The sequence below is a fragment of the Nostoc sp. genome (assembly GCF_054880495.1).
Genome location: NZ_JBTYKD010000103.1, coordinates 1 through 3686 on the forward strand (window position 1 = coordinate 1; position 3686 = coordinate 3686).

Annotated in this window: 5 protein-coding genes and 1 tRNA gene; 2 read left to right on the top strand and 4 right to left on the bottom strand. The window is 42.5% G+C overall.

Translation table 11 applies throughout. The annotated features are described in order from the left end of the window. Window positions 1–84: 84 nt before the first annotated feature. Together ACYTXL_RS11605 and ACYTXL_RS11610 are read right to left on the bottom strand one after the other, a co-directional pair. A complete protein-coding gene (locus ACYTXL_RS11605; RefSeq protein WP_461924876.1) occupies window positions 85–912 on the bottom strand; it encodes a DnaJ domain-containing protein in 828 nt (275 codons plus the stop codon). 118 nt (window positions 913–1030) lie between these two features. Then, on the bottom strand, window positions 1031–1642 hold the full coding sequence (locus tag ACYTXL_RS11610) for a J domain-containing protein (RefSeq protein WP_461924877.1): 612 nt from the start codon (window positions 1640–1642) through the stop codon (window positions 1031–1033). 29 nt (window positions 1643–1671) lie between these two features. On the opposite strand from ACYTXL_RS11610, the gene ACYTXL_RS11615 reads away from it, so the two are divergent. After that, complete coding sequence (locus ACYTXL_RS11615) at window positions 1672–2769, top strand: tocopherol cyclase family protein (protein ID WP_461924878.1); 1098 nt, start codon at window positions 1672–1674, stop codon at window positions 2767–2769. Between the two features lie 33 nt (window positions 2770–2802). Further along, a tRNA-Arg gene (locus ACYTXL_RS11620) sits at window positions 2803–2876 on the top strand. Between the two features lie 148 nt (window positions 2877–3024). Here the strand turns inward: ACYTXL_RS11620 and ACYTXL_RS11625 are convergent. Then, a complete protein-coding gene (locus tag ACYTXL_RS11625; protein ID WP_461924879.1) occupies window positions 3025–3333 on the bottom strand; it encodes a type II toxin-antitoxin system RelE/ParE family toxin in 309 nt (102 codons plus the stop codon). Beyond that, window positions 3330–3596, bottom strand: a complete 267-nt coding sequence (locus ACYTXL_RS11630; RefSeq protein ID WP_461924880.1) for a type II toxin-antitoxin system ParD family antitoxin — start codon at window positions 3594–3596, stop codon at window positions 3330–3332. Before ACYTXL_RS11630 ends, ACYTXL_RS11625 begins: the two co-directional genes overlap by 4 nt. Between the last annotated feature and the right edge of the window lie 90 nt (window positions 3597–3686).

The window sequence follows — 3686 nt, forward strand, 5'->3', positions numbered from 1 at the left end:
TCCGGCTTTCTTTGCATAATCTGATAATTTCATATAACCATATTACCATTTTTGGGTATATATGGGTATAGAATCAATAAATATTTACAACACTTGCCAAATCATCATACTGCTGTCATCACTGCCACTAACCAGAGTTTGACTATCTGGGCTAAAGGCAAGACATCTTACCCATTTTGTATGTCCAGTGAGAGTATGTATTAATTTCCCTGTGTCGAGATGCCAAATCTTGATAGTATTATCACTACTTCCACTAGCCAGAGTTTGCCCATCTGGACTGATTACAGTTGTAAAAACCCAGTTCAGATGAGTCAGGGTGTGTATACATTTCCACGCTGAAGGTTGAGACTGTGCTTCAAATGATGGTGGCGGCGTTGCTGACTTTGGCGTTGGTGATGTCGGTTTGGGTGGCGGTGGCGATGCAGGTTTGGGTGGTGCTTTTTCCTGTTTTAGTTCCAGTTCTCTGGCATTTTTCAAATCTGAGCAAGCTCTATTTTTATATCCGAGTTTCGAGCAAGCAAGCCCTCGGTATTTATATGCTTCAAGGTAGTTAGGGTTAAGACGAATTGCTTTGCTAAAGGCTTCAATTGCTTCAGTATATTTTCCTTTTTGAGCTTTCACCATACCCAGTTTGTAGAAACCTTCAGCATTGGATGGAGTGAAATCAATTTTGGTCGAAGTGGAAGCGGATTGATTTATCTCATTTGGCTGATAAGATTTTAAGCTTCCATAAGCTTGATTAATTTCTTTGATTTTTTCTTCTGCTTCTAGCTTTTGCTGCGGTTCGAGAAAACAATCTGGATGCCAAGTCTTAGCCATCTGGCGATAAGCTTGCTTGACCTCATCAACCGATGCACCTGGTTTTAACCCAAGAATATTGTAAACATGATTTATGTCGAAGCGATCGCTCATACTAGGAATACTAAAAAATTAGCTGCAAATATTAGTATACTTAGTATTCCCAGATATAAGTATTATCTAACACAAGATATGGTGTCGCCATCTGAGCGTCTTAAACTATATTCGCTTCTTATCTCCAACGCCGATTTAGGCGCAGTAAACTTTTTATCTGATGACAAAATCTTTTTACCAGAGGTCTAGGTTTTGATGTATATCTAGCTGATCGTGATGTAGGCGTAGCGCCCGGATTTCTTAACTCTTGTTCTATTTGTGCAGCTTTATTTAAATCGGAAGCGGCTCTATATTCGTATCCCAGTTGAGAGCAAACTAGCCCACGATATTTATATGCGTCAATATAGTGAGGATTGAGACGAATTGCGTGGGTAAAATCTGCGATCGCATCTTCATATCTTTCTTTTGTAGCATTCTCTACTCCCAAAGTATAGAAAGTTTCTGCATCCCAACGATTGACAGATATTTTTGGGGGATTTGTAGGCGAAGATGAAGATGGATTTTCACTAGGGGGAGACTCAGATGGACTTTCAGATTTGAGTTTGTTGTAAGCTACGTTGATTGATTTGATTTTTTCCTCAGCTTCCTGTTTTTCCTTTGGCTCAAGAAAGCGATCGGGATGCCAAATTTTCACCAGTTTACGGTAAGCTCGCTTCACTTGTGCTGGCGACGCACCAGGTTCTAGCCCCAGAATTTCATAAGCATAATTGATATCGAAGCGATCGCCCATACTGAAAAAATCGGCAACTATATAAATCTATGTTAACTATTCCCCTAAATTTTCTCCAATCAACTCAAACGCCCCATTCTGGTTATCACTGGGATGGTAGTAGTCGCCGCTTCTTTGAAGGCTGGTATTACCGCGTTACTTTGCCGGAAATTGGGCAAACATTCGCCTTTATGTACTCCATTGAAGATCCCATCGGCGGTAAACCCCACAGTGGCGGTGCAGCCCAAATCCTCGGCCCGGATGATGAGTATTTATGCCGTACTTTTCCTGATGTCAAGAAATTTTGGGGTAGTCGAGATGTTTTGGGTTTAGGTCATTGGGGTAAAACGGATTTGCAAGTTTCTCCTTTATACCTGCTGCCAGCAGAGTTTGAGCATCATGTTCAAGAAGGATATCAAGCTACAGCCACCTTAAATCAGGGAATTATTTGCGATCGCGCCACGAATAATTATTGCCGTTGGGAGTATCAAATTCAACCCGTATACGGTTGGGGTAATCAAAATAGCATTCAGCAATCAACCGCAGGCTGGGTGTCATTCTTGCAGATTTTTGAACCGGGATGGCAAATTTTGATGGCTCACGGTTTAGCCAGTGGGAAGATTGACTGGAATGGCAAAATCTACGAATTCACCAACGCCCCAGCCTACGGCGAGAAAAATTGGGGTGGTGCTTTTCCCCAAAAATGGTTTTGGATAAACTGTAATTGCTTCGAGGGCGAACCCGACTTAGCATTAACTGCTGGCGGTGGACGGCGCGGTGTGCTGTGGTGGATGGAATCTGTAGCGATGATTGGCTTGCACTATCAAGGCAAATTTTATGAATTCGTTCCCTGGAATTCACAAGTAGACTGGGAAATTCAGCCTTGGGGAAGATGGCAAATGAAAGCTAGTAACTCAAACTACGAAATTGAGTTGACAGGAACCACCGATTTATCTGGTACACCTTTACGTGCGCCCACAGAAGAAGGTTTAAGATACTGTTGCCGAGACACCATGCAAGGAAAGTTAAATTTAGAGTTACGAGAATTAAATGGCAGAAAATCTCAAATAATCCTGAAAGCAGAAAGTTTTCTTTGTGGTTTAGAAGTAGGCGGCGGTTCTTGGGATAATTGTTGGCAATCTCGCTAAAACTCCTGCTATGATTATATATGCTTCCTATTTGGGGCTGTAGCTCAGTTGGATAGAGCGGACGCCTCCTAAGCGTCAGGTCGTGCGTTCGAGCCGCACTAGTCCCGTAAGTAAAAAAATTCCTAAGACCTTGAGTAATAGCAGGTCATAGGGATTTTATTTTTTAGGATCTAAAATGTTAGATTATATAATAGACCTTTTACAAAAAAGTTTTGTGGTATAAATTAAGATTAAAAAATTTCCAAAATGGAACGTTTATTCTCCGGTGAGTTCCCGTGCAATGTCCATGTTTGTTGCCAGAACTCGCACGATTTCAACAGGGTTTTCGCCTCGGTATATCAGGAAATAGCGAGGCTGTACTAACCAGAAGCGGACATGAAGGGGGGTCAGGTCATAACGATACTGTCCGATTCCGGGGCTGTCTGTCAGTAAATCACAGGCGGAAAGAAGCTTGTCCAGCATCCGTTCGGCGGCATCCGAATTCTCTCGCGCAATATAGGCATAAATTCCCGCGAGGTCGTTTTCCGCTTGTGGCGAGAGAATATAAGACTTCCGGTTCGTCACAACGGTTTTTTCATCAATTGTCGCCCCTTGTTGCGGATGCGCTCCCGCGCACCTTCTTGGGGAAGACCTTGTGCATTATCAAGCTCGGAAAGACCGATAGCAATTTGCTCATTGAGCCACAATTTATATTCCTCGGAATGGTCGTTAAAACGTTTCAAAAGACGCAATCCCTCCCGAATCACCTCACTTTGAGAATGGTACAAGCCGGACTCAACCTGTCTTTGGACGAATGCTTCTAACTCAGGAGTAAGGGAAATATTCATGTATCTATTTCCTTATAACAAGAATAGACATCATAATAACAGTTTTTGTTACTGCTTGCCAGTGAAAACTTTCGCGGCGATCGCTTGACT